The sequence below is a fragment of the Curvibacter sp. T50 genome (genome assembly GCF_057219955.1).
In genome coordinates this window covers 159,986-184,049 of sequence record NZ_JBXVVU010000004.1, presented here as the reverse complement: position 1 = coordinate 184,049, position 24,064 = coordinate 159,986, and the positions used below count along the sequence as shown (strand labels likewise).

At 66.8% G+C, this 24,064-nt stretch carries 18 protein-coding genes; 5 read left to right on the top strand and 13 right to left on the bottom strand.

Annotated elements, in window-relative coordinates; translation table 11 throughout:
- Positions 1-31: 31 nt before the first annotated feature.
- The 8 genes from AC2EBU_RS14135 to AC2EBU_RS14100 all read right to left on the bottom strand — a co-directional run bounded on the left by AC2EBU_RS14135 (position 32) and on the right by AC2EBU_RS14100 (position 12,211).
- Positions 32-3,175, bottom strand: coding sequence for an efflux RND transporter permease subunit (locus AC2EBU_RS14135; RefSeq protein WP_484611188.1), 3,144 nt, complete (start codon positions 3,173-3,175; stop codon positions 32-34).
- Between the two features lie 13 nt (positions 3,176-3,188).
- Positions 3,189-4,358 (bottom strand): efflux RND transporter periplasmic adaptor subunit, encoded by a 1,170-nt coding sequence (locus tag AC2EBU_RS14130; protein ID WP_484611079.1) that lies wholly within the window; start codon positions 4,356-4,358, stop codon positions 3,189-3,191.
- 37 nt (positions 4,359-4,395) lie between these two features.
- Positions 4,396-5,805, bottom strand: a complete 1,410-nt coding sequence (locus tag AC2EBU_RS14125) for an efflux transporter outer membrane subunit (protein ID WP_484611078.1) — start codon at positions 5,803-5,805, stop codon at positions 4,396-4,398.
- A gap of 26 nt (positions 5,806-5,831) precedes the next feature.
- Entirely contained in the window at positions 5,832-6,527 is a 696-nt protein-coding gene (locus AC2EBU_RS14120; RefSeq protein WP_484611077.1) for a CerR family C-terminal domain-containing protein, read from the bottom strand.
- A 190-nt stretch (positions 6,528-6,717) separates the two neighbouring features.
- Positions 6,718-7,350, bottom strand: a complete 633-nt coding sequence (locus AC2EBU_RS14115; protein WP_484611076.1) for a TetR/AcrR family transcriptional regulator — start codon at positions 7,348-7,350, stop codon at positions 6,718-6,720.
- 104 nt (positions 7,351-7,454) lie between these two features.
- Positions 7,455-9,020 (bottom strand): alkaline phosphatase D family protein, encoded by a 1,566-nt coding sequence (locus AC2EBU_RS14110; protein ID WP_484611075.1) that lies wholly within the window; start codon positions 9,018-9,020, stop codon positions 7,455-7,457.
- On the bottom strand, positions 9,017-11,296 hold the full coding sequence (locus tag AC2EBU_RS14105) for a sensor histidine kinase (RefSeq protein ID WP_484611074.1): 2,280 nt from the start codon (positions 11,294-11,296) through the stop codon (positions 9,017-9,019). Before AC2EBU_RS14105 ends, AC2EBU_RS14110 begins: the two co-directional genes overlap by 4 nt.
- A 6-nt stretch (positions 11,297-11,302) precedes the next feature.
- Complete coding sequence (locus AC2EBU_RS14100) at positions 11,303-12,211, bottom strand: LysR family transcriptional regulator ArgP (RefSeq protein ID WP_484611073.1); 909 nt, start codon at positions 12,209-12,211, stop codon at positions 11,303-11,305.
- Positions 12,212-12,342: 131 nt separating this feature from the next.
- Between AC2EBU_RS14100 and AC2EBU_RS14095 the strand changes: the two genes are divergently transcribed.
- Positions 12,343-13,659: a D-amino acid dehydrogenase gene (locus AC2EBU_RS14095; RefSeq protein WP_484611072.1), complete on the top strand. Its 1,317-nt coding sequence runs from the start codon at positions 12,343-12,345 to the stop codon at positions 13,657-13,659.
- Entirely contained in the window at positions 13,656-14,225 is a 570-nt protein-coding gene (locus tag AC2EBU_RS14090) for an NAD(P)H-dependent oxidoreductase (protein ID WP_484611071.1), read from the top strand. Before AC2EBU_RS14095 ends, AC2EBU_RS14090 begins: the two co-directional genes overlap by 4 nt.
- A gap of 97 nt (positions 14,226-14,322) precedes the next feature.
- Here AC2EBU_RS14090 and mnmE read toward each other — a convergent pair whose 3' ends face one another.
- From mnmE to rpmH, 5 genes are all read right to left on the bottom strand, one after another.
- Positions 14,323-15,744 carry a tRNA uridine-5-carboxymethylaminomethyl(34) synthesis GTPase MnmE gene (mnmE, locus tag AC2EBU_RS14085; protein WP_484611070.1) on the bottom strand — a complete coding sequence of 474 codons (1,422 nt, stop codon included), beginning with the start codon at positions 15,742-15,744 and terminating at the stop codon, positions 14,323-14,325.
- 103 nt (positions 15,745-15,847) lie between these two features.
- Positions 15,848-17,551 (bottom strand): membrane protein insertase YidC, encoded by a 1,704-nt coding sequence (gene yidC / locus AC2EBU_RS14080; RefSeq protein WP_484611069.1) that lies wholly within the window; start codon positions 17,549-17,551, stop codon positions 15,848-15,850.
- Positions 17,548-17,820 carry a membrane protein insertion efficiency factor YidD gene (gene yidD / locus AC2EBU_RS14075; RefSeq protein WP_484611068.1) on the bottom strand — a complete coding sequence of 91 codons (273 nt, stop codon included), beginning with the start codon at positions 17,818-17,820 and terminating at the stop codon, positions 17,548-17,550. Before yidD ends, yidC begins: the two co-directional genes overlap by 4 nt.
- Positions 17,817-18,221, bottom strand: a complete 405-nt coding sequence (locus AC2EBU_RS14070) for a ribonuclease P protein component (RefSeq protein ID WP_484611067.1) — start codon at positions 18,219-18,221, stop codon at positions 17,817-17,819. Before AC2EBU_RS14070 ends, yidD begins: the two co-directional genes overlap by 4 nt.
- 46 nt (positions 18,222-18,267) lie before the next feature.
- Positions 18,268-18,402 carry a 50S ribosomal protein L34 gene (rpmH, locus tag AC2EBU_RS14065; protein ID WP_005798102.1) on the bottom strand — a complete coding sequence of 45 codons (135 nt, stop codon included), beginning with the start codon at positions 18,400-18,402 and terminating at the stop codon, positions 18,268-18,270.
- Between the two features lie 311 nt (positions 18,403-18,713).
- On the opposite strand from rpmH, the gene dnaA reads away from it, so the two are divergent.
- The 3 genes from dnaA to gyrB all read left to right on the top strand — a co-directional run bounded on the left by dnaA (position 18,714) and on the right by gyrB (position 24,063).
- A complete protein-coding gene (gene dnaA, locus AC2EBU_RS14060; RefSeq protein WP_484611066.1) occupies positions 18,714-20,135 on the top strand; it encodes a chromosomal replication initiator protein DnaA in 1,422 nt (473 codons plus the stop codon).
- Between the two features lie 122 nt (positions 20,136-20,257).
- Positions 20,258-21,376 carry a DNA polymerase III subunit beta gene (dnaN, locus tag AC2EBU_RS14055; protein ID WP_484611065.1) on the top strand — a complete coding sequence of 373 codons (1,119 nt, stop codon included), beginning with the start codon at positions 20,258-20,260 and terminating at the stop codon, positions 21,374-21,376.
- A gap of 83 nt (positions 21,377-21,459) precedes the next feature.
- The gene (gene gyrB, locus AC2EBU_RS14050; protein ID WP_484611064.1) at positions 21,460-24,063 is read left to right on the top strand and encodes a DNA topoisomerase (ATP-hydrolyzing) subunit B; all 2,604 of its coding nucleotides are present in this window, start codon (positions 21,460-21,462) and stop codon (positions 24,061-24,063) included.
- Position 24,064: the final 1 nt, after the last annotated feature.

Here is a 24,064-nt window from a genome sequence, read left to right as displayed (position 1 = left end):
TGGACACCGGCCATTGGCCGGTTTTTTTTCCTCAGCCTCCGGCAGCCTTCACCTCCGGACTCACGGGCCGGCCGCGCAACCGCCGCAGCAGCCGCAGGCAGAGTTGGGCGAAATCATCGACATAGGTGAACACCGCCGGTATCACCAGCAGACTCAGGAATGTCGAAGTTATCAGGCCGCCGATGACCGCCACCGCCATCGGCGAGCGGAAGCTGGCGTCGGCCGCCCCCCAACCGATGGCAATCGGCAGCATGCCCGCACCCATGGCCAGTGTGGTCATGATGATGGGACGGGCGCGCTTGTGGCAGGCGTCCAGCAGCGCGTCGCGCCGGCTCATCGGCGCCACGGCGGGCTGGCCATCGTGGCCGTCGTGCCCGCGCCGGGCGACGATCGCGTATTCCACCAGCAAGATCGAATTCTTGGTGGCCACCCCCATCAGCATGATCAGACCGATCAACGAAGGCATGGAGAAGCTCTTGCCCGCGAGCAGCAGTCCCACAAAAGCGCCGCCCAGTGACAATGGCAGCGCCATCAGGATGGTGACCGGTTGCAGGAAAGCCTTGAACAGCAGCACCAGCACGATGTAGATACACAGCACCCCGGTCAGCATGGCCAGGCCGAAACTGGCAAACAGCTCGCCCATCACCTCGGCATCGCCCACTTCGACCACCTTTACGCCGGGCGGCAGGTTGCGGATCGAGGGCAATTCCTGGGTGGCCTTGACCACATCGCCCAGCGGCAAACCGGACAATTCGATCTCGAAGTTGATGTTGCGCGAGCGGTCGTAGCGGTCGATGACGGCCGGCCCGCCGGTCATCTCCAGTGTCGCCACCTGGCCCAGCATCACCGGGCCACGCGCGCCGGGCACGGCCAGGCGCTCCAGTACCGACAAATCCTTGCGGGCGGAGTCCTCCAGTCGCACCACCACCGGCACCTGCCGCTGCGACAGGTTCAGTTTTGCCAGGGCCACGTCATAGTCACCCAGCGTAGCCACACGCAGCGTCTCGCCGATGGCGGCACTGGTCACCCCCAGGTCGGCGGCGCGGGCAAAGTCGGGGCGCACGGCGATTTCCGGCCGGATCAGACTGGCCGTGGAGGCCACACTGCCCAGGCCGGGAATGGTGCGCAGGTCTTTTTCCACCGCCAGCGCGGCGGTCTGCAGCGCCTGGGGGTCTTCGCCGGTCAGCACCAGAACGTATTTTTCGCCCGAACCCCCCAGGCCCACCTTGCTGCGCACTCCGGCCAGCGGCTCCAGCGCGGTGCGGATCTGGTTTTCGATGCCTTGCTTGCGCGGCCGTTCACCCCGCGCATCCAGCAGGATGGTCAGCGTCGCCTTGCGCACCTCGGCGGCGCCGGACATCGCAAACGGATCGCCCCCGGCGCTGCCGCCTCCGACGGTGGTGTACACGCTTCGGACATGCGGCACCTTCACGATCAACTGGCGGGCCTGTTCGGCCGTGTCCACCGTCTGGCGCAGCGAGCTGCCCGGCGGCAATTCCAGATAGACCTGGGTCTGCGAGTTGTCGTCCGGCGGGATGAAGCCGGTGGGCAGCAGCGGAATCAGCGCCAACGAGCCGACAAAGAACGCCAGCGACAGCACAATGGTTGCGAGCCGGTGGCGGGTGCACCAGCCCGCCATGCGCATGTACCAGCGCATCCAGCGCGGATCGGCATGCTGGCCGACGATGGGCTTGAGCAGATAGGCAGCCATCATGGGTGTCAGCATGCGGGCGACGACCAGCGACGCAAACACCGCCAGCGACGCGGTCCAGCCGAACTGCTTGAAAAACTTGCCCGCCACTCCGCTCATGAAGGCCGTGGGCAGAAACACGGCAATCAGGGTAAAGGTGGTCGCAATCACCGCCAGGCCGATCTCGTCTGCCGCCTCCATGGCCGCCTGGTAGGGCGTCTTGCCCATGCGCAGGTGCCGCACGATGTTTTCCACCTCGACGATGGCGTCGTCCACCAGAATGCCGACCACCAGCGACAGCGCCAGCAGCGTGACCACGTTGACGGAGAACCCGAGCAGATACATGCCGATGAAGGCCGGAATCACGGACATCGGCAGCGCCACCGCCGACACCAGGGTGGCACGCCAGTCGCGCAGGAACAGCCACACCACCAGGACGGCCAAAATGGCGCCTTCGTAGAGCATCAGCAAGGAACCGTCGTACTCTTCCTGCACGGGCGTGACAAAGTCGAACGCCTGGGTCAGTTCGATGTCCGGATAGCGGGCCTTGAGCTCTTCGAGCGCTGCCCGGACCGCCGCCCCCACCGCGACTTCGCTCTCGCCGCGGCTGCGCGCGACTTCAAAGCCAACGACCGATCGGCCATCCAGATAGGCGGCAGCGCGGGCTTCGGCCACCGTATCACTGACGGTCGCCACCTGATCCAGCCGGACCCGGCGCCCCTGTCCCTCGGCGCCTGCGCCGGAAAGGGCCAGTTCGAGTCCCGCGATTTCGTCCGCCGTCCCCACGGTACCCAGGGTGCGCACCGCCTGCTCGCTCCCCCCGAGGTCGGTGCGCCCGCCGGCAGCCTCCTGCTGCACTTGACGCAGCTGACGCGACACTTCCGCCGCGGTCACGCCCAGCGCCTGCAAGCGCTGCGGGTCAAGCGCCACCCGGATCTCGCGGTTGACGCCGCCGACGCGGTTGACCGCACCGACGCCTTTGACCGCCAGCAGACGGCGCGCCACCTCGTTGTCGACGAACCAGGACAAGGCCTCGTCATCCATGCGGGCCGAGCGCACGGTATAGGCCAGCACCGGTTGTCCGGCCAGATCCATCTTCTGCACGATCGGGTCGCGCAAATCGGAGGGCAGATCGGCCCGGATGCGCTGCACGGCCGAGCGGACATCATCGACCGCTTCCTGCACCGGCTTTTCCAGGCGGAACTCGGCGGTCACCGTGACCACGCCGTCCTGCACTTTGGTGTAGATGTGTTTGAGCCCCTGCAGGCTGGCAACGGTGTTCTCCAGCTTGCGGGCGACATCGTTTTCAAGCTGCGCCGGTGCAGCGCCGGGCAAAGCCGCCGACACCGTGACGGTGGGCAGATCGATGTCGGGAAAGTTCTGTACCTTCATGGCCTTGAAGGACAGCAAGCCGGCAAAGGTCAGCATGACAAACACCATCACCGCCGGGATGGGGTTGCGGATCGACCAGGACGAGACGTTGATCATGGCGCGTCTTTCAACGGTTCGCAGCGGACGCCGGCGCGGCCGGCGCCACGGTGCTGATACGCACCAGGTCACCGTCGTTGAGGAATCCGGCGCCGACCACCACCACCCGGGTGTCGGCCGCCAGCCCGCTGTGGATTTCCACCCGGTCCCCTTCGATCCGTCCGGTACGCACCTTGGTCATGGCGACCCGGTTGCCCTCGATCATCCGGAGTACATAAGAAAAGCCATCGCGCACCACCACGGCCGCCTGCGGCAGCGTCAGCGCCGCGCCCTCGCCGAGCAGGAATTCGCCGCGCGCGAACATGCCCGGCAACGCCGGCAACGGCGCCGAGCCCGGCGCGCGGTTCAGGTCCACATAGACCAGCGCCTGCCGGGTCTGGGCATCGACCGTCGGCGCCACCTGCCGCACCCGGCCCACAAGTACGGCACCACTGGCCGCCGTGACCGTGGCAGCGGTTCCCGGGGCGAGTCGGCCGAGTTCGGCCGCGGTGACTTCGGCCCGCCATTCCAGACGGCCCTTGCGGATCAGGCGAAACAGCTCGGCACCGGGATTGACCACGGCACCCAGTGTGGCGCTGCGGGCGGAGATGATGCCGTCGTCCGGGGCACGGACCTGCGCCTGCGCCAGGCGGGTCTGCTGCACCTCCAGCAGGGCCTGCGCCGCCTGCACCCGGGCTTGACTGGTCTGCTCGGCGGTCAGGTACTGGGCAATCTGGGCCTCGCTGAGCGCGCCGGTGCCACGCAGCTCACGCGCTCGCACGGCATTGGCCTGCGCTTCGGCGGCCATCGCCTGCGCCTCGGCCAGACTGGCACGTGTTTGCGCCAGCTCGGCCCGCAAGGTGTCGGCATTGAGCTCCGCGAGGATCTGCCCGCGGGTCACCCGATCGCCCACCTGCGCGCGCACTTCAATCAGGCGCAGTCCCGCTGTTTCCGCGCCAATACTCGCTTCCTGCCACGCGGCCAGGCTGCCGTTGGCGCTGAGTCGGCGGGGCCACTGGCGGCTCTGCGGCGTATCGACCGCCACCGTCAGGGCCGGGCGTGCCTTGGCCGCAGACGCGGCCGGAGCCGGGGTCGGTGCGGCAGTCGGGGTGGCGTTCTGCGCCTGCGCAACAAATGCCGCCAGCGACAACAGGGCGGTCAGGGCGAGGGAAATCCGGGTGAACGGTGCAATCGGTTTCATGGCGGTGGTGGAGTTCGGGGTCAACGGGAACAGTCGGTTACGGGCGCACTGGCAGCGCGGGGCTGGGCTCGGCGGGCGTCCAGCCGCCACCCATGGCGCGATAGAGCGCGATCCAGGCCAGCTTTTGCTCCAGTTCCCATGTCAGGACACTTTGTTGGGCGGCGAGCGCGGCGCGGCGCGCCTCTTCGAGTTCCTGGGCACTGGCCAGGCCGGCACGGTGGCGTGATTCGGTGGCGGCCAATGCCCGGCGAAAGCCATCGGCGGCCTCGCGGACATCGGCCTGCCGGGCACTTGCGCCGTCATGGGCAAGCAAGGCTTGTTCGACTTCCCGCACAGCCTGTCGGGCGGTCGCCTCATACCGCGCGGCCGCCGCCGCGAGTCGAACCCGCGCCGCCTGCGCTTCGGCGTCACGTCGGCCACCATCGACCAGTGGCAAGCTCAGTTGCAGCGGCCCCAGTGACCAGGTTGTGGCATCGCCGCCGGTGCCGCGTTGGCCCACCCGGCCGATCTGGCCACTGAGCGTCAGGCGGGGGTAACGGGCAGCGTCGGCGACACCGACATCGGCACGGGCGGCCAGCCATTCCCTGTCGGCGGCGCGCAGATCCGGGCGCTGCTGCAGCTGTTCTGCCGGTAGCCGTTGCGGAATCGGAGGACCGGCCGGTTGCGGCGCGTCTTCCTGCCCCGCAAGGCGCTGGTCAAGGCGGGCCAGACTCCAGCCCGTCAGGGCCGCCAGACCCTGGCGTTCACTCGCGCAGCGGGTCTGCTGGTCGCGCTGCTCGGCGCGGCCCTGGGCGGCGCTGGCCGTCAGCAAGGCGGTGGCCGCCGGTGCCTCCAGCCCAGCTTGCGCGCGCAGCGTCGAAAGGCGTGCCAGCGCGCCCCGTGCTTCGACATCCGCACGGGTAAGCGCCAGACTGCGCTCGCAGTGGCGCAGGCTGACCCGCGCCCGCGCGACCTCGGCCGCCACGGCAACCCGGGCATCATGCCAGCGCGCCGCACTGGCATCGACGCGTGCGTCGGCCGCATCGCGGCCGGCCTGCTGCCCGCCCCAGAGGTCCAGTTCCCAGTTCATGAGCAGGCTCGCCGCCGCCTGGGTTGCCGGCGGACCGCCGGGGCCGGCGGGTCCCGAGGTGGTGGCGCGGGCTGCCTGCAAACTGCCATCGACCTGGGGCCGACCGGCCGCGGTGGCAGCAATCTGCGCCGCCTGGGCCTGGGCCAGCCGGGCCCGCGCTTCGGTCAGGTCGGCGCTGACGGCCTGGGCATCGACGATCAGCTCCAGCAGAACCGGGTCGTTCCATTGGCGCCACCAGTCCTGCAGGCGGGCAGGGTCGCCGTTGTGGGGCAAGGGTGCGGACCAGGCGGCCGGGACCACCGTTGGCGGCGCCGGGGGCGGGGGCGGCGCACTGGCGCAGGCGGACAGCACTGCGCCCACCAGCAGGGGGAGCAGCATTCGGTGCGGAAGGGGCGGTTTGCAGTTCATGGGGTGTCGGTAGGCAGGGGCAGGCCACGGCGGCGGGCCTCGGCCTGCACCATGGCCAGGGCATGCTCGGCCATGCGCTCGGCCCAGCGATGGATTGCGGGGGCGTCGGCCATCAGGGACGGGCACAGGTCGTCGATCAAGTCCTGGCCCACGTACAGGTAGACCCCGAGGCTGACGATGGCAAAGGCCAATCGATACAGGTCGTCATCGGGTCGGGGCAGCCCCAGGTGCCGGCGCAGGACCTCGGTCAACGCCTGGTGATAGGGACGCAGGTCCATCTGAATATGGGTCTGCCAGGCGCCGGTCGGCTCGACCATTTCGCGCAGATGCAGCCGGGTGCACAGGCGCGGCAGCTCTCCCTGTTCGAAGGGTTCGGCGAAGCCGCGATAGACGGCCAGCAGCGCCTGGTGCAGGTTCAGCGCCGGGTCGGCAAATGCGGCGATGTCGTCGCGGGGATTGCCGGTGACCTCGGTGAAGGCGGCGCGGTACAGCCCCTGCTTGTCGCCGAAATAGTAGGCAATGGCGCCCACGTTGGCATGGGCGGACTGGGCAATCTCGCGCGTGGACGTGCGCTCGTAGCCTTTTTCGGCAAACAGGCGCAGGGCACTCAGCAGCAAGCGTTCACGGGTCTGGGCACCGTCGCTGCGCCGCATGCGATCAGCAGGTTCGCCGGGGAGTTCGGAAGGTGCCATCGCTGGGATTCTACAGTTAAATCAAACGTTTGATCTAAGTATGACCGGAAGCAAGGTCACCCCTATTTTCGGGAATTGAAACACTGATTTTTGCTTTGTTTTCGATAGCATCGGCAGACCCTTTTACGCTGGGTATCGATGCTTTTCTTCCCTTTTTCAGGGATTGGCCGAGATCTTGGCGCCGGCGACGCTAGCGGGCGCGCAATCCGTCAAAACAGGTGCTCATCACCAGATCGACAATGGCTTCGTCACTGTGCTGACCGCCCATTTTGAGGAACTCCACCACCGGATCGCACGCGCGGGCGAACAGGGTGTAGAGGATGGCGATCGCAGGCAGGCCGGGGTTGAGTTGGCCACTGGCCTGCGCGGCTTCGATCCAGACACCCAGGGTGTCGCTGATCTCCACCAGGCCGTCCATGTATTCGCGACTGGACATGAGCGCCGCACGCAGGCTGGAGTTCTGGCTGGGAAGGGATGGCATTTCGCCGCTGAGCAGCACCTGCAGTGTCCAGCGGGTCACCGCCTGAATGTTCGCCAGGGGATCGCCGGAGGCTGGTATGGAGCGGACAAAGTCCTGGGCCCGCTTCATCACCCGGACCATGGCGGCGCAGGCCAGATCTTCCTTGCTGGGGAAGTGCTTGTACAAGCTGGCCTTGGCGATGCCGACATCGGCCGCGACTTCATCGACGGTCATGGCGTCGAAGCCTTTTTCGGCCAGCAGCCGGTTCACCGAGCGGATGATGGCATCTTCCCGGGCCAGCAACATGCGCGCCTTGAACGACAGCCGGGCGGTAGGCGCAACAGGGGTATCAAGTGTCTCCATCGCTCGATTGTAGATGCGGGAGATTTTTTCTGCACGCCGCGTATGAAAGCTTACTGATGAGTATGCGTTCGCACAGCCTCGCGTCGATGGGGTGCCGCGAAAACCTAACCGCGTTCCACCTGCGGCCGGCCGCGCTGCACGACGAAGCTGGCCTGTCGCTGCAGCCGACTGTCGGGCAGGACGGGGTGGGCGGTGGTGCGAAACTGCGCTTCCAGCCGCTCGGCGCGCAGGTCCAGCAGGGTGTAACCGCGTTCATCGGCCCGCGCATGATGGATGTCGGCGTTGGACTGTCGGATGCCGTCCACCACGGTGTCGGACAGCCCCCGCGAGCTGATGGAGGTGGTGACCAGCTCGCTGGCAATGACCGGCGAGGCGGTATCGCCCGCGTGGCGGCGCAGATCGGCGGCGACGGCCATGTGAACGTCGCCCCCCAAGGTGACCACGTTGGCCCCTGCAGCGGCGGCCAGCGCGGTCATCAACCGTTCGCGCGCCTGCGGATAGCCATCCCAGCCGTCGCTGTAGGCGCTGCGGCCCAGCGGGGTCACCACGCCCCACGGATTGATCAGGGTCGACTGCGCGACAAATTTCCAGCCTCGGGCGGACCGGGCCAGGCCGTCGGCCAGCCATTGCTCCTGCTCGGCGCCCAGCAGGGTGCGCGCCGGGTCGGCCAATTCGGCACAGCCAAGCAGGATGCGCCCGCCGCCGCGCAGCGGGTCGGGGCAGGCGTGGGGACTGCGGTACTGCCGACAGTCGAGCATCCACAGGTCCGCCAGTTGCCCCCAGGACAGTTGCTGGTGAATGCGCATCGGCACGCCCGGCTGCTGGCCCGCCGGCAGCTCGACGGGCATGTGTTCGAACCACGCCCGATAGGCTGCCACCCGGCGCTGCAGGAAAAGCTGGGGGTCGCCGCCTTTGGGGTCCAGCCCGCCCGCGTAGTCGTTGACCACCTCGTGGTCGTCCCAGGTGACCAGCCAGGGATGGGCGGCGTGGGCAGCCTGCAAGTCGGGATCGCGCCGGTACAGCGCGTAGCGCGCCCGGTACTCGGCCAGGCTGCGCGGAATGCCCCCGGTATGCCGCCGCTGCGCCGGCGCGACCATGCGGCGCGGGTTGCTGCCTTCGTAGATGTAGTCACCGACAAAAAGCACCAGGTCGATGTCCTGTGCGGCCAGATCCCGGTGCGCGGTGAACCAGCCCTGCTCGTAGTGCTGGCAGGAGGCCAGCGCCAGCCGCAGCCGACCGACCGCGGCCTGTGGCGCCGGGGCGGTGCGCGTGCGCCCGGTGGCGCTGACTGCGTCACCGCTGGTAAAGCGGTACCAGTAGGGCCGATCCGGCGCCAGCCCGCTCAGGGGAACATGGACGCTGTAGCCGCGCTGTGCGTCGGTCAGCACATCGCCACGGGTCACCGGCCGGCGCAGGGCATCATCGCTATACACTTCATAGCTGACCGCGACCGTTTTGCGCTGGGTATCGGTAAAAAAGTCTTCATCGTCGGGTGCCAGCCGGGTCCAGAGCACGGCGCCATCGGGTCGGGGTTGTCCGCTGGCCACCCCCAGGGTGAAGGGCTGCGATCGCCACGGCGCAGCCGCCACTCCGGCGGCAAGCGGCGTGCGCAGCCAGGGCATCAGCGCCATCGAAACGGCCAGCCGGCCCAGCGCACGGCGGTGCATCATGGTGTGGGTACTCCCGGCAGAGTGAAGGTGAAGGTGGCGCCTTCACCCACCGCAGCGTCGGCCCAGATCCGCCCGCCGTGGCGGGCCACCACCCGCTGCACGGTGGCCAGACCGATACCGGTGCCGGGAAAGTCGTCTTCGGCATGGAAGCGCTCGAATGGCTCAAAAAGGCGGGCGGCAAACTTCATGTCGAAGCCCGCGCCGTTGTCGGCGACAAAGAATTCGGCCAGCCCGGGCTCGGTGCCGGCATGGGTGCCGAAGTGAATATGGGCGTCGGCTTTGCGCAAGGTGAACTTCCATGCATTGCCCAGCAGGTTGACCAGCAGCTGGCGCACCAGCGCCCGGTCACCCTCGCAGGCCAGGCCTGGCTCGATCAGGATCTGGGGACTGCGGCCGGGCTCGGCCGCCCGCAGTTCGTCAACCACCTCGGCCGCCAAGGCGCTCAGATCGATCGGTTCCGGCTGCAAGGTCACCCGGGAAACCCGGGCCAGCGCCATGATCTGGTCAATCAGCTCCTGCATGGAGCCCAGGCCCTGCTCCATCCGCATCAGGCATTGCGCCACGTCCGGGTCCGCGGTCACCGGCGCCGGCAGTTGTTCCTGCAGCATCTGGCGGAACATGTCGACCGCGCGCAGCGGATTGCGCAGGTCGTGCGACACCGACCAGGCGAAGGCTTCAAGTTCGCGGTTGGACAGCTCCAGATCCCGGGTGCGTTCGGCCACCCGTTGCTCCAGGCGTTCGGTGGCCAAGCGGGCGCGTTCTTCGGCCAGCAGGCGCGCGGTGATGTCGGTCACCATCACCAACTGGGCCGGCTGCCCGTTGAAGTCCACCGGGTGGGTGGCGATTTCGACCTGACGCAGTTCGCCCGAGCGCAGACGGTGGGTCCAGTTGGCCGAGTCGGGGTCGGGTTTGCCGGAAATCAGGTCGGAGAGCAGCCGGGCGTGCTCCGACGCCGGGCGGATATCGAGCAAGTTGCGCTGCAGGAACTCGCCTTCGGCATAACCGTAGAAGCGCACCGCCGCCTGATTGACCGCCAGAAAGCGCAGGGTACGGCGGTCAAACACATACATGATCTGCGGACTGCCTTCGAATAGTTCGCGGTAGCGGTTTTCCCGCTCCTGCAGCGCTGCCAGGGCTTCGTCGCGCTCGAAGCGCTGGTTTTCGAGACTGAGAACCAGACTGTTGACGGAGCGTTGCAGGCCGGCGAGTTCGGCAATGCGGGGTTCCGTGGCATCGAGCGCCTTGGCATGTTCGCCGCGCTCGATCTGGATCAGGCTGCGACGCAAGCGGCGCACCGGCGCCGCCAGCAGGCGCAAGCCGGCCACCCAGATCAGCAGCGCCATGGCCAGTGCGCCGGCGGCCGTCAATGCGGTGGCGGTCAGCGTTTCACCGGCTGGTCTGCGGGTGGCGCCGTCCGACACAGACCGCAGCACCAGCAGACGGTTGCCGTCACCGAGGTCGGCGCTGGCCAGCGCCTTCAGCAGCCCGCCCGGTGACGGTTCAGGGACCGGGACACCGGCCCGGTAGGCCTGCACGGCTGCATTCCAGTCCGGGTCCGCCAGTCGCTGGCCGGGGGGGTCGGGCAAGCGGGGGCGGGAGAAGACCACCCGCTGATCACTGTCCAGGACGATCAGCGCTGCGGCGGGACTGGGCTCTCCCGGGCCGCGGTGCGGCACGACGACGTCCAGGTCCAAGGTGACTACCAGGGCGGCCGGCCCAGCCTGTGAGGTGGCCGGAACCGCCCGAGCCAGCACCAGCGCGGTTCTGTCACTGAGGGTGCCCGCCGGGAACACGGTCAGCACCAGTTCGCCGGGCCGGGCCTGGGCCTGGCGCACGAGGCTGGCTGCCATCGGGCGGGTCGCGTATTCCGTGGCTTCGCACAGGCGTCGTCCGTCGGCTTGCAAGATGGCAAAGCGGACGCCAGGTACGGACTGCGCGGGAAGGGGTTTCATCCAGGCGTTGCAGGCCCGGGCGTCCCGGTAGGCTACGAACGCGGCCTGGGCAGCGGCGACCAGCATCTTGTCCAGGGTGCGCAATTGCGCCTCCAGCGCGCCCGCAGCCAGACGGGTTTCAGCTTCCAGGGTCTGAACGTTCCGGGCGCGCTCGAACTGGCGCTCCTGACGCGCGCGCAACAACTCGGAGACGGTCCACGGCAAAGTGGCCAGGGCGGCAAACAGCAACAACAAGGTCCCCAGACGGGTGCCGCGCCGCCTGGCGGTCCCTGGACGCGCCTGCAGCGGCTGGGCCACGGTGGGTTCGAACTGAGCCTCTGTCATGCCCGGTCAGTTCAGGTGGCGCTCTGCGGCCTGCGTGAGTGCGTCGGTCAAGGCCTCCAGCACGTCGGACTGGAGATTCCAGCAATGCCAGAACAACTGGATGGACAGCTGGTGTCCGGGCGCCACATTGACGAGCGCGCCCGATCGCAGATCCTCGCGGGCGATCTGCTCGGGCACCACGGCAATTCCCCAACCCGCCCGGATGGCACGCACCTGCCCCTCGCTGGACGGAACGTACAGCTGGGTCAGGCTGACCTGCTTGAGGCCGAAACATTGCGACACGAACTCGGTCTGCATGTCGTCCTTGCGGTTGAAGGCGACGAAAGGGAAATGGCGAAAGTTGTAGGGCGTCAGCCCGTCCGGCAGATGTTCGGCGGCCCAGGCGGGACTGGCCACCGCCACATAGTGCATGGCGCCGAGGGTTACCAGCTTGCAGCCGCGCAGGGGCTGATGCTGGGTGGTGACACAGCCCAGCACCTGGCCCGATCGCAGCCATTCGTGGGTGAAGTCCTGGTCGTCGGTAATGACCTCCAGCGGCACGCCGCGGCGGGCCAGGTCGCCCAGCGCATCCAGCGCCCAGCTGGCAATGCTGTCGGCGTTGATGGCGATGCTGATCCGTTCGTCTTCGCGACTGCCGCCCCCCAGTCGGGGCGCAAACTCGCGCAGGTCACGCTCCAGGTCAGCCCGCAACAGGCGCAGCTGCTGGGTGTGTTTGAGCAGCAGTTGCCCGGCGGGCGTCACTTTCAGCGGCCGGCTGCGCACCACCAGCACGGTACCCACCTGGGCCTCCAGCCCGCGCAGGCGCTGCGATACCGCCGACTGCGTGATGTGAAGACGCCGGGCCGCCCGCTCGAAGCCGCCCTCTTCGACAATGGCAGCAAGACACTCCAGAGCTTCGGGATCAAAGGGGTTCATGGCGAAATCACAGGATGGGGTTGTCGTTAAATTAGTCTAACTGATGATTTTCGCTTTTAGTTAATTCGTCTTTTAATTTGACCGGGTTTGCCGGACACTGCGGCCCATCGATTGTTCACCGAGTACACATCATGCACATCATCGTTCTGGGAGCCGGCATCATCGGCGTGAGCACTGCCTGGCATCTGGCCGAGCGCGGCCACACCGTGACCGTGGTCGACCGGCAGGCCGATGCTGCCCTGGAAACCAGTTTTGCCAACGCCGCCCAGATTTCCGTGAGCTATTGTGAACCCTGGGCCAACCGCGAAGCGCCGCTGAAAGCGCTGAAATGGATGTTCAGCAAGGAGGCGCCCCTGCTGTTCCGCCCCACCTTCGACATCCAGCAGTGGCTGTGGGGCCTGCGCTTTCTCGGCCAGTGCCATGACGCCGCCTTCGAGCGCAACGTGCGCCAGCTGGTGGCCCTGGGCGCCTACAGCCACGCGGCGCTCAAGGACGTGGTGGCCAGCACCGGCATCGAATACCAGCGCCTGACCCGCGGCATTGCCCACTACTACACCGACCAGAAGTCGTTTGACGGCGCGGCCGACGCCGCCGCGCTGATGCGCCGCCATGGCGTGCAGCGCCGCGTGGTGGACCGCGACGAGCTGCTGCGCATCGAGCCGGCGCTGGCGGCCTACGGCGAGCGCATCGTCGGCGGCACCTACACCCCGTCGGACGAATCGGGCGACGCCCGCGTCTTCACCCAGGAACTGGCCCGTCGCTGCGCGGCGCGCGGCGTGCGTTTCCTGTGGAACCACGACGTGCTGCGGCTGATCCGCACCGGCGGCCAGGTCACCGCCACCGCACTGCGCGACCGCGCCAGCGGAGAGGTGGTGACCGAGCGCGCCGACGCCACCGTGGTGGCCTGCGGCAGCTACAGCGCGCCACTGCTGCGCACCGTGGGCGTGAACCTGCCGATCTACCCCGGCAAGGGCTACAGCGCCACGCTGCGCCTGCGCCGGCCCGAGGCCGCGCCCAGCGTCAGCCTGCTGGACGACAGCGTCAAATGCGCCATGAGCCGCCTGGGCGACACGCTGCGCATCGCCGGCACCATCGAAGTCGGCGGCTGGGACCTGACCCTGGACACGCCGCTGGCGCGCGCCCGCTGCGCCATGCTGGTGCGCCGGGTGGAAGAAGTCTTCCCCGGCGTCTGCGAACTGGACGAGCCCAACTTCTGGGCCGGCCTGCGCCCCGCCACCCCCACCAACATTCCGTTCATCGGCGCCACCCGCGTCGGGCGGCTGTGGGTGAACGCCGGCCACGGCACGCTGGGCTGGACGCACGGCGCCGGCTCCGGCAAGGCGCTGGCCGAGCTGATCAGCGGCACACAGCCCGCGCTGGACTTCGGCTTCACCGGGCCGCGCGCGCCCGGCCTGCGTGCCGCCACGCCGCTACCATCGGCGGCATGAGTTCCACGCCCACCCGACACGTCCTGTTCCTGGTCGCCTCCGCCCGCGAAGACGGCCACCCCGGCAACACCGAATGGCTGGCCCGCCAGGCCGCGGCCGCCCTGCCACCCGGCACCGCCCAGACCTGGCTGCACCTGGCGCGGCTGGATCTGCCGCCGTTTGTGGACCAGCGCCACACCACCGGCCAGTACCCGATGCCCGAGGGCGATCTGCGCCGCCTGCTGGACGCCACCCTGGCGGCCACCGACCTGGTTTTTGTGGCGCCGGTGTACTGGTTCAGCATTCCCGCGCACCTGAAAACCTATCTGGACCACTGGAGCGCCTGGCTGCGGGTGCCCGGCCTGGGCTTCAAGGAGGCGATGGGCGCCAAGACGCTGCGCCTGATCACCACCAGCGGCGACCGCACCAAGGCCCAGCCGATGATCGACAGCGTCAAGCTGTGTGGCGCCTTTCTGGCCATGCCCTGGGGCGGTGAACTCTGGGGCAAAGGCGGCGCACCCGGTGCGGTGGCGGCCGACGCGACGGCGGTGGCGGCAGCAGCCGGGTTTCTGCGCGACCCTGCCTGACTATCAAAGTAGTAGCTTAAAACGACGTTTCCACGCTGGGTATCGGCATTCTTCATGCCAAAACGGTCGTTCCGACGCCGCCCGGCCGGCCCGGGCCTCACTTGCCGATACAAAAGCGGCTGAAGATCACCCCCAGCAGGTCGTCCGGGGTGAATTCGCCGGTGATGTCGTTCAGCGCGTTTTGCGCCAGGCGCAGCTCTTCGGCCAGCAGATCCAGCAGCGGCACCCGGGCCGACAGCTGCGCCTGCGCCTGATCCAGGTGCGCCCGCACCCGGCGCAGCGCCTGCACGTGGCGCTCGCGGGCGATGTACAGCCCCTCGGTCGCGCCCTGCCAGCCGGCCAGTTCCAGCAGACGGCGGCGCAGCGCCTCCAGCCCGGTGCCGGCTTTGGCCGACAGCACCAGCCCATCGGCGGGCGCTGGAGCGGCGCCGGCGGCATCACATTTGTTCCAGACATGGACCACCGGCACGTTTTTGGCCACTTTTTCGGCCAGACCCAGCGTGATCCGGTCATCTTCTGCTCTGTATTCAGGAGCATTCAGACGCGTCAGGTCGTGCAGGAACAGCACCGCATCGGCCGATTCGATCTGGCCCCAGGCCCGTTCGATGCCGATCTGCTCGACCGCGTCCACGCCGGGCAGGTGGCTTTCGCGCAGCCCGGCGGTGTCCACCACATGCAGCGGCACACCGTCGATCTGGATCGTCTGCTGCACCACGTCGCGGGTGGTGCCGGCGATCGGCGTGACGATGGCCAGCTCGGCACCGGCCAAGGCATTCAGCAGCGAGCTTTTCCCGGCATTGGGCTGGCCGGCAATCACCACCTTGATGCCTTCGCGCAACAACGCGCCCTGGCGCGCGTGGCCCAGCACCGCGGCCAGCGTGGCCTGCAGGCGGTCCAGCTGGCCCTGCGCGTCGGCCTGGCGCAGGAAGTCGATCTCTTCTTCCGGAAAGTCCAGCGTGGCTTCGACCAGCATGCGCAGGTGGATCAGGGCGTCGCGCAGGCCGTGGATCTCGGCGGAAAACGCCCCTGACAGCGAGCGGCTGGCGCTGCGCGCCGCCGCTTCGGTGCTGGCGTCGATCAGGTCGGCGATGGCTTCGGCCTGGGCCAGGTCGATCTTGTCGTTCAGAAAGGCGCGCTCGGAGAACTCGCCCGGCTGCGCCACCCGCAGCCCCGGCAGGCGCGGGGCACCGCGGGTCGGGTCGGTTTCGGCGGCGGCGGCCAGGCAGCGCGCCAGCAACAGCTGCAGCACCACCGGCCCGCCGTGGGCCTGCAGTTCCAGCACATCTTCGCCGGTGAAGGAGTGCGGCGCCGGAAAGTACAGCGCCAGGCCGTGGTCGATGGCCGAGCCGTCGGCATCGCGGAACGGCAGGTAGGTGGCCTCCCGGGGCTTCAGGTCACGCCCGCACAGGGCCTGCACCAGCGCGCCCAGGCCCCGTCCGGACACCCGCACGATGCCCACCGCGCCGCGACCCGGTGCGGTGGCAATGGCGGCAATGGGATCTTGGTTCTTCGAGAGCATTGGAAGGAGGGGCTGTGAACCAGAGACACCGTGGAACTGGCTTTGCCAGGCCACCGGTGTCGCCCCCCTTCCCAAGGGGGGAGGCGCGCAGCGCCTCGGGGGGTTATTTGAATTTCGGCAGGTTGAACTGTGGTGGCACGCCCATGCGGGTATTGATCACCCACTGCTGTGCAATCGACAGGATGTTGTTGGTAATCCAGTACAGCACCAGACCGGCCGGGAAGAAGAAGAACATCACGCTGAAGATCAGCGGCATGAACCACATCAACTTGGCCTGCAGGGGATCCGGCGGCGCGGGGTTCAAGGCCGTCTGCAGCAGCGTGGTCAGTGTCATCACGACCGGCAAGATGAAATACGGGTCCGGCGTGGAAAGATCCTTGATCCAGAGTATCCAGGGCGCGTTGCGCATCTCCACGCTGGACAGCAGCACCCAGTACAGCGCGATGAATACCGGAATCTGGATGAGGATCGGGAAACACCCGCCCATGGGGTTGACCTTTTCCTCGCGGTAGATGCGCATCATTTCCTGCTGCATCTGCTGCGGGTTGTCTTTCAGCCGCTCGCGCATCTCCATGATGCGGGGGTTGATGGCCTTCATCTTGGCCATGCTGGCATAGGCTTTGGCGTTGAGCCAGTAGAAGGCAATCTTCAGCAGCAGCACCAGCGCCACAATCGACCAGCCCCAGTTGGCGAGTACCTTGTGCAGCTGGTCCAGCAGCCAGTACAGCGGCTTGGCCAGCATGGTCAGCCAGCCGTAGTCCTTGATCAGGTCCAGTCCCGGTGCCAGGGCCTCCAGGCGCTTTTCTTCCTGGGGACCGACAAACAGCGTCACGTCGGCCGACACGCTGGCCCCCGGGGCGACCGGCTTGAGCGGGGTAATCACGCCAACCGAATACAGGTTGTTGTCGACCTTGCGCATGAAAAATTCACGCGCCATGCCCTGCGGAAGCAGCCAGGCCGAAGCGAAATAGTGCTGCACCATGGCAACGTAGCCATCGCTGGCGGTCTTCTGGAAGCTGGCTTTGCCTTTGTCGATGTCGCTGAATTCGACTTTCTGGAACTTGGCCGCGTCGGTATAGACCGCCGGACCGGTGAACGTCATGTAGAACGCCGATTCGCCTTTGGGCTTGTTGCCGTCGCGCAGCAGCTGCAGGTACAACTGCGGAGTCACGGCTGCGGTGCCGGAGTTGATGACCTCATGCCGCACGGCGATGGCGTAGTCCCCCCGTTTGACCGTGTAGGTCTTGACCAGTTTCACGCCACCGATGTCCGCCGACTCGAAGCGTGCCACCAGCTGGTTGGCGCCATCCGGGAGGGTCTTGTCGCCACTGAAGGTCATGGCCGTTTTGTGGGTCGGGAAGTTCCCGCCAATCAGACCGGTCTGCGCCAGATAGACGCGATCCGGGCTTTCTTCGAGCAACACGAACGGACGATTCTTGTCGTCCATGTCCACGTGCTTGAGGAACTCGCTGCGCACCAGCGATCCGCCCTCGCTGTCGAAGGTCAGCCGCAGCACATCGGTGGTGACCGTCACCCGCTCGCGGGCGACCGGCACCCGGGCACTGTCTGCCGGTACCTGGGCCGAGCCCGCCGGCGCGGCAGCGGTCGCGGGCAGCGAAGACGGTGCAGGCGTGCTGGCCGCACCCGAGGCAGCGGTACCGGTTGCGGCGGGCGTCGTAGCCGCCGGTTTGGCCGGCGTCGGGAAGAAAGTGGCCTGGCGACCGTTGTGCAGTTGCCATTGGTCCCACAACAGGACCAGCGAGAACCCAAAGATCACCCACAGGATGGTGCGGCGGATATCGTTCATGAAGACTTCTTCGAAGATGCGGAATGCAACAGGTCGGTGAACAGGCGGGGTCGTTCGACCGGTACCGGGTCATGGCCCCCGTCGCACCACGGGTGGCAACGGCCAATCCGGCGCACGGTCAGGATGCTGCCAACGAGCGCGCCGTGGCGGCGCAAGGCTTCGATGGAGTAGGACGAACAGGACGGTGTGAACCGGCACGACGAGCCCAGCATGGGGCTGAGCAGCAGCTGATAGCCGCGAACCAGCGCGGCAAGGAAAGACGCAATCATGGCGCAGCCCCCGCCGCCGCACCGGCGATGCGGGCAAACAGCTGGTCCAGCTCCTGCCGGACAGCGCGCTTGAGCGCATCCGAGCTGGCGCTGACGAATTGACGGCGGTCGAACGCAGCGCGCAGGCGCACCACATGGGCTGACGCGGGCAGGCGCAGCGTCACCCCGGCGGCCGCAGCGTAAATCTGCCGGCGGATGCCGTTGCGGGTCACGGCGCGGCGCGCCCAGCGTTTGGGAATGAGCGCACCCAGCCAGTGCCCGTCGACCCCGGCGCCAGACGGCGAGGGCCCGGGCGGCAGACAGGCCAGATCGGCCCGGTGCAGCACAAAATGCGCCGTGCGGGAAACCACCGGCGCTGCGAGAACAGCCTGGAATTGGGCGCGCGTTTTCAGCCGCTGCATGGACATTTGCCCGTAGCCGCTGGCGGCAGCCGCTGCAAAAGTCCGCTCAGACGGCCAGGCGCTTGCGACCCTTGGCGCGGCGGGCGTTGATGACCGCGCGGCCGCCGCGGGTTTTCATGCGGACCAGAAAGCCGTGGGTACGGGCGCGGCGGGTCTTGGAGGGCTGATAAGTGCGTTTCATGATTGGCAGTCCTTGAGGGTTCGGTGGGCCCGATGGCTTGCGCCGGCCAAGCCGTGCAATGCAACCGAAACATGCCCGTCAACCTCTGTTGTCGGCGCACGCGATCGACCGGACCCGGTCAGATCACCCTGATTGGTTTCAGGGAAACCTCTGATTGTCGCAAAATCCGCGCTCCTCGGCAACCTAAGCCCTTAGAAGGCGTCCCGGCATCCCCGGATGGTCGTATCGGCCGCATTTGTGGATAAGCCCTGAACAATCTAGAATCGCGCCCTTCGCGCCGCATCGGCTATCCACAATAAGAAACCACCCGAATGACCGAGGGACACCCCCCCACCGCCGCCCTGGACGCCGGCCCCGACATGGGCCACAGCCTCTGGCAGGCCTGCCTCGAACAGCTCGCCCAGGAGATCCCGGAGCAGCAATTCAACACCTGGATCCGGCCCCTCGGTGCCCGGGTCGCGCCCGATTTGTCCAAGGCCACCATCGAAGTGGCCAACCGCTTCAAACTCGACTGGGTGCGCAGCCAATATGGTGCGCGTCTGAGCCAGTTGCTGGAGCATCTGTCCGGCGCACCAGTACTCATTGAGTTAGTGCTTGCTCCGCGAGAAGCGTCCGTAAAGCCTTCGTTTTCCCCATCTGCTCCATCCACCGCCAGCCCCCAAGCGGTGGCAACAACCGGGGCCACCGCCGAGGAAACCGCCGCCACGCTGCCCCGAACCCGGCTCAACACCGCGCTGACGTTCGAAACCCTGGTGGAGGGTTCTGCCAACCGCATGGCGCGCGCAGCAGCCATGCATGTGGCGGGCACACCGGGGCACCTGTACAACCCGCTTTTCATTTACGGCGGTGTCGGTCTGGGCAAGACCCATCTGGTCCATGCCGTGGGCAACCGCCTGCTGGCGGACCGGCCGGACGCCAAAGTTCTCTACATCCATGCGGAACAATTTGTTTCGGATGTGGTCAAGGCGTATCAACGCAAGACTTTCGACGAGTTCAAGGCCCGCTATCACAGCCTGGATCTGCTGCTGATCGACGACGTGCAGTTCTTCGCCAACAAGGAACGCACCCAGGAAGAGTTCTTCAACGCCTTCGAAGCCCTGCTGGCCAAGAAGAGCCACATCGTGATGACCTCGGACACCTACCCCAAGGGTCTGGCCGACATCCACGAGCGGCTGGTGTCGCGATTCGATTCGGGCCTGACGGTGGCCATCGAGCCGCCCGAGCTGGAAATGCGTGTGGCCATTCTGATCAACAAGGCGCTGGCCGAAGGCTCATCGATGCCGGAGGAGGTGGCATTTTTCGTCGCCAAGAACGTGCGTTCGAACGTGCGTGAACTCGAAGGCGCGCTGCGCAAGGTTCTGGCCTACAGCCGCTTCAACCAGCGCGAGGTTTCCATCCAGCTCGCGCGCGAGGCGCTGCGCGACCTGCTGACCATACAGAACCGGCAGATCGGCGTCGAGAACATCCAGAAAACGGTGGCCGATTACTACAAGATCAAGGTGTCGGACATGTACAGCAAAAAACGCCCGGCCAGCATTGCGCGGCCGCGCCAGATTGCCATGTACCTGGCCAAGGAGCTGACACAAAAGAGCCTGCCCGAGATCGGCGAGCTGTTCGGCGGGCGCGACCACACCACGGTGCTGCACGCCGTGCGCAAGATCAGTGCCGAGCGCCAGCAGTTGACCGAGCTGAACCAGCAACTGCATGTTCTGGAGCAGACCCTGAAAGGCTGATCACGCGTTTTACCCGTCCAAAGCACGAAAAACGTCATCAAAAACGGCGAAAATGCGCCATTGCGTCCCACTTGGCAAGCCGGCGGCGCCGGGCGCACACAGACCAACCACAAGAGGTAGACATGATTGTTCTCAAGGCCACCCAGGAAAAGCTGCTCGCCGTGCTGCAGTCCGTCGCCGGCATCGTGGAGCGGCGGCACACCTTGCCCATCCTGGCCAATGTGTTGATCCGCAAGACCGGCTCCAGCCTGCAGCTGACCACCAGTGACCTCGAAATCCAGATCCGCACCGCCGCCGATCTGGGCGGTGACGAGGGCAGCTTCACCACCACCGTCGGCGCGCGCAAGCTGATCGACATCCTGCGCACCATGCCCGCCGAGCAGACGGTCAGCCTCGAATCGTCGCAGTCCAAGCTGATTCTCAAGGGCGGCAAGAGCAAGTTCACCCTGCAGACCCTGCCGGCGGAAGACTTTCCCCTGGTGCAGGAAGCGGCGGCATTCGGTCCGGTATTCAGCGTCCCGCAGAAAACGCTCAAGAACCTGCTCTCCCAGGTGTCGTTTGCGATGGCAGTGCACGACATCCGCTACTACCTCAACGGCATCCTCTTTGTGGCCGAGGGCAAACAGCTCAGCCTGGTGGCCACCGACGGCCACCGCCTGGCCTTCGCCAGCGCCACGCTGGACGTGGACGTGCCCAAGCAGGAGGTCATCCTGCCGCGCAAGACCGTGATCGAGCTGCAACGCCTGCTCAGTGACGTGGGCGGTGACAACCAGCCCCATATCGAGATGCAGTTCGCCAACAACCAGGCCAAGTTCAGTTTCGGCGGCATGGAGTTCGTCACCAAGCTGGTCGAGGGCAAATTCCCCGACTACAACCGCGTCATCCCCCGCAACCACCGCAACGGTGTCACACTGGGGCGCGCGCCGCTGCTGGCCAGCCTGCAACGTACCGCCATCCTGACCAGCGACAAATTCAAGGGTGTGCGCCTGAACATTGACCCGGGCACGCTGCGCGTCGCCAGCAACAACGCCGAGCAGGAAGAAGCCGTGGACGAGCTCGACATCGACTACGGTGGCGACAGCATCGAAATCGGCTTCAACGTCACCTATCTGATCGACGTGCTCAGCAACATGGGCCAGGAGATGGTCAAACTGGAGCTGCAGGACGCCAACAGCTCGGCGCTGATCACCATTCCCGACGACACCGCCTTCAAGTATGTGGTGATGCCAATGCGCATCTGATGCAACAAAAACCGTAGCAGACCACGACCGGAACCCGCAGGCCCCTGCGGGTTCTGGCCATTCAAGCGACAGAGAATCCGACCATGACCGAAGAAAACAAGCCCGCCGGCGAAGCCTTCACCACCGCCCAGCCCGCCATTGACGCGCACCAGGCCGGCGCCAGCGACGGCTACGGCGAAGGCGCCATCCAGATCCTGGAGGGGCTGGAAGCGGTGCGCAAGCGCCCCGGCATGTACATCGGCGACACGTCCGACGGCACCGGCCTGCACCACCTGGTGTTCGAGGTGGTCGACAACTCCATTGACGAGGCGCTGGCCGGCCATTGCGACGACATCGTCGTCACCATCCACAGTGACAACTCGATTTCCGTCACCGACAACGGGCGCGGCATTCCCACCGGCGTGAAGATGGACGACAAGCACGAGCCCAAGCGCTCGGCCGCCGAAATCGCCCTGACCGAGCTGCACGCTGGCGGCAAGTTCAACCAGAACAGCTACAAGGTCTCGGGCGGCCTGCACGGCGTGGGCGTCTCCTGCGTGAACGCGCTGTCCAAATGGCTTCGCCTGACGGTGCGCCGCGATGGCAAGGTGCACCAGCTGGAATTTGCGCGCGGCTTTGTGCAGAACCGCATCAGCGACACCGTGGACGGCTTTGACACCAGCCCCATGAAAGTCACCGGCGCCACCGACAAACGCGGCACCGAAGTGCACTTCCTGCCCGACACCGACATCTTCCAGCAGAACAACGATTTCCACTACGAGATCCTGGCCAAGCGCCTGCGCGAGCTCTCGTTCCTGAACAACGGCGTGCGCATCCGCCTCAAGGACGAGCGCACCGGCAAGGAAGACGACTTCTCCGGCGCCGGCGGCGTCAAGGGCTTTGTCGATTTCATCAACGCCAACAAGAAGGTGCTGCACCCCAACGCCTTCCACGCCCTTGGCGTGCGGCCGGCAGACAGCTATGGCGGCATTCCCGGCACCGAAATCGGCGTCGAGGTGGCCATGCAGTGGAACGAGGGCTACAACGAGCAGGTGCTCTGTTTCACCAACAACATCCCCCAGCGCGACGGCGGCACCCACCTGACCGGCCTGCGCGCGGCCATGACCCGCGTCATCAGCAAATACATCGAAGCGAACGAACTGGCCAAGAAGGCCAAAGTGGATGTCGGTGGCGATGACATGCGCGAAGGCCTGTGCTGCGTGCTCAGCGTCAAGGTGCCCGAGCCCAAGTTCAGCAGCCAGACCAAGGACAAGCTGGTCAGCTCCGAGGTGCGCGCGCCGGTGGAAGACATCGTCGCCCGCGCGCTGACCGAGTTCCTGGAAGAGCGCCCCAACGACGCCAAGATCATCTGCGGCAAGATCGTCGAAGCCGCCCGAGCCCGCGAAGCCGCGCGCAAGGCCAGGGAGATGACGCGCCGCAAGGGCGTGCTCGACGGCATGGGCCTGCCCGGCAAGCTGGCCGACTGCCAGGAAAAAGACCCCGCCCTGTGCGAGATCTACATCGTCGAGGGCGACAGCGCCGGCGGCAGCGCCAAGCAGGGTCGCGACCGCAAGTTCCAGGCCATCCTGCCGCTGCGCGGCAAGATCCTGAACGTCGAAAAAGCCCGCTACGAAAAACTGCTGACCAGCAACGAAATCGTCACGCTGATCACCGCCCTGGGCACCGGCATCGGCAAGGCCGCGGTCGAAAGCGGCAAGAGCGGGGCCGACGACTTCAACGTCGACAAGCTGCGCTACCACCGCATCATCATCATGACCGACGCCGACGTTGACGGCGCCCACATCCGCACCCTGCTGCTGACCTTTTTCTACCGTCAGATGCCCGAGCTGGTGGAGCGCGGCCACATCTACATCGCCCAGCCGCCGCTGTACAAGGTCAAGAACGGCAAGGAAGAGCTGTACCTGAAGGACGGCCCGGCGCTCGACAGCTTCCTGCTGCGCGTGGCGCTGAAAGACGCCAGCGTCTTCACCGGCGGCGACAGCCCGCAGACCCTCACCGACGCCACCCTGGCCGAGCTGGCGCGCAAGCACCAGGTGGCCGAGGCCGTCATCGCGCGCCTGTCCGCCTTCATGGACGCCGAGGCCCTGCGCGCCGTGGCCGACGGCGTGGCCATCAACCTCGACAGCGTGGAGCAGGCCGAGGCCAGCGCCGTGGCCCTGCAAGCCCGCCTGCGCGATCTGGCCACCACCGGTGTGCCCGCCGAGGTCGCCGGCGAATTCGACGCGCGCACCGACAAGCCCATCCTGCGCATCAGCCGCCGCCACCACGGCAACATCAAGAGCAGCGTCATCACGCAGGACTTCGTCCACGGCGCCGACTACGCCGCGCTGGCCGAGGCGGCCGACACCTTCCGCGGCCTGCTCGGCGAAGGCGCCAAGGTGATGCGCGGCGAGGGCGAGCGCCGCAAGGAAGAAAAAGTCACCGACTTCCGCCAGGCCATGGCCTGGCTGATCAGCGAGGCCGAACGCACCACCGCGCGCCAGCGCTACAAGGGCCTGGGCGAAATGAACCCCGAACAGCTGTGGGAAACCACCATGGACCCCGCCGTGCGCCGCCTGCTGCGCGTGCAGATCGACGACGCCATCGAGGCCGATCGCGTGTTCACCATGCTGATGGGCGACGAGGTGGAACCCCGCCGCGACTTCATCGAGGCCAACGCACTGCGGGCGGGCAACATAGACGTCTGAT

Coding starts and splice junctions, on each gene's coding strand:
- mnmE (WP_484611070.1), bottom strand. CDS start 15,744: ATGCTCTCGAAGAACCAAGATCCCATTGCCGCCATTGCCACCGCACCG.
- AC2EBU_RS14130 (WP_484611079.1), bottom strand. CDS start 4,358: ATGAAACCGATTGCACCGTTCACCCGGATTTCCCTCGCCCTGACCGCC.
- AC2EBU_RS14100 (WP_484611073.1), bottom strand. CDS start 12,211: ATGAACCCCTTTGATCCCGAAGCTCTGGAGTGTCTTGCTGCCATTGTC.
- AC2EBU_RS14110 (WP_484611075.1), bottom strand. CDS start 9,020: ATGATGCACCGCCGTGCGCTGGGCCGGCTGGCCGTTTCGATGGCGCTG.
- AC2EBU_RS14090 (WP_484611071.1), top strand. CDS start 13,656: ATGAGTTCCACGCCCACCCGACACGTCCTGTTCCTGGTCGCCTCCGCC.
- AC2EBU_RS14120 (WP_484611077.1), bottom strand. CDS start 6,527: ATGGCACCTTCCGAACTCCCCGGCGAACCTGCTGATCGCATGCGGCGC.
- AC2EBU_RS14095 (WP_484611072.1), top strand. CDS start 12,343: ATGCACATCATCGTTCTGGGAGCCGGCATCATCGGCGTGAGCACTGCC.
- AC2EBU_RS14125 (WP_484611078.1), bottom strand. CDS start 5,805: ATGCTGCTCCCCCTGCTGGTGGGCGCAGTGCTGTCCGCCTGCGCCAGT.
- AC2EBU_RS14070 (WP_484611067.1), bottom strand. CDS start 18,221: ATGCAGCGGCTGAAAACGCGCGCCCAATTCCAGGCTGTTCTCGCAGCG.
- yidC (WP_484611069.1), bottom strand. CDS start 17,551: ATGAACGATATCCGCCGCACCATCCTGTGGGTGATCTTTGGGTTCTCG.
- rpmH (WP_005798102.1), bottom strand. CDS start 18,402: ATGAAACGCACTTATCAGCCCTCCAAGACCCGCCGCGCCCGTACCCAC.
- yidD (WP_484611068.1), bottom strand. CDS start 17,820: ATGATTGCGTCTTTCCTTGCCGCGCTGGTTCGCGGCTATCAGCTGCTG.
- dnaN (WP_484611065.1), top strand. CDS start 20,258: ATGATTGTTCTCAAGGCCACCCAGGAAAAGCTGCTCGCCGTGCTGCAG.
- AC2EBU_RS14105 (WP_484611074.1), bottom strand. CDS start 11,296: ATGACAGAGGCTCAGTTCGAACCCACCGTGGCCCAGCCGCTGCAGGCG.
- gyrB (WP_484611064.1), top strand. CDS start 21,460: ATGACCGAAGAAAACAAGCCCGCCGGCGAAGCCTTCACCACCGCCCAG.
- dnaA (WP_484611066.1), top strand. CDS start 18,714: ATGACCGAGGGACACCCCCCCACCGCCGCCCTGGACGCCGGCCCCGAC.
- AC2EBU_RS14115 (WP_484611076.1), bottom strand. CDS start 7,350: ATGGAGACACTTGATACCCCTGTTGCGCCTACCGCCCGGCTGTCGTTC.